This is a genomic window from Actinospineispora eucalypti (assembly GCF_039543365.1).
Classification (GTDB): domain Bacteria; phylum Actinomycetota; class Actinomycetes; order Mycobacteriales; family Pseudonocardiaceae; genus Pseudonocardia; species Pseudonocardia eucalypti.
This window is the reverse complement of the sequence record NZ_BAABJP010000027.1, coordinates 1-851: the sequence shown is the minus strand read 5'-3', so window position 1 is coordinate 851 and position 851 is coordinate 1. Positions and strand designations below refer to the sequence as shown.

At 69.8% G+C, this 851-nt stretch carries 1 protein-coding gene; it reads right to left on the bottom strand.

From position 1 onward, the window contains the following. Nucleotides 1–851: MFS transporter (locus tag ABEB12_RS24125; RefSeq protein WP_345703104.1), on the bottom strand; the 851-nt coding region annotated here is incomplete at both ends.

Here is an 851-nt window from a genome sequence, read left to right as displayed (position 1 = left end):
GCCCGTACTGGACGTCGTGCACCACCAGCGAGATGACGATGGCCAGCAGCACCAGCCCGGAGGAGCGGGTGTCCAGCAGTTGGAAGTACGGGAATGCGTACAGCCCGGTGCACACCACGCCGATGCCGTACACCAGTTTGCGGCCGAACCGGTCGGACAGGTGTCCGAACAGTGGCACGCTGACCAGCCCGAGCGCGGCGGCGACCATGGTGTCGTTGAGCAGTTGGCCCCGGGGGAGTCCCAGCTGTTTGGTGCCGTAGGTCAGTACGAAGGTGATGAACAGGTAGAACGGCGCCTGCTCGGACAACCGTACGAACGCCGAAGTGAGGATCTCCCGGGGGTGTCGCCGAATCGCTTCCCACACCGGGGTGCGCTCCACCGCGCGACGCTGCTTGACCTCGGCGAAGTCCGGGCTCTCCATGACCCGCAGCCGCACCCACAGGCCCAGCGCGATGAGCACCACGCTGAACAGGAACGGCAGCCGCCACCCCCAGCTGAGGAACCCGGGCCCGGACAGCGCACTGCTCGCCTGTACCGCGCCGGTGGACAGCAGCAGGCCGATCGGCACGCCCAGCTGGGGCATGCTGGCCATCAGGCCTCGGCGGTGCTGGGCGCCCCACTCCATGGAGATCAGCACCGAGCCGCCCCACTCGCCGCCCACCCCGATGCCCTGCGCGACCCGCAGCAGGGTGAGCAGGATCGGCGCGACCACGCCCAGCGTCGCGTAGCCGGGCAACAGCCCGATCAGCGTGGTGGCCACACCCATCAGCAGCAGGGTGCTGACCAGGGTCGCCTTGCGGCCCACCCGGTCGCCGTAGTGCCCGAACACCGCCGCTCCCACCGGGCGGGCG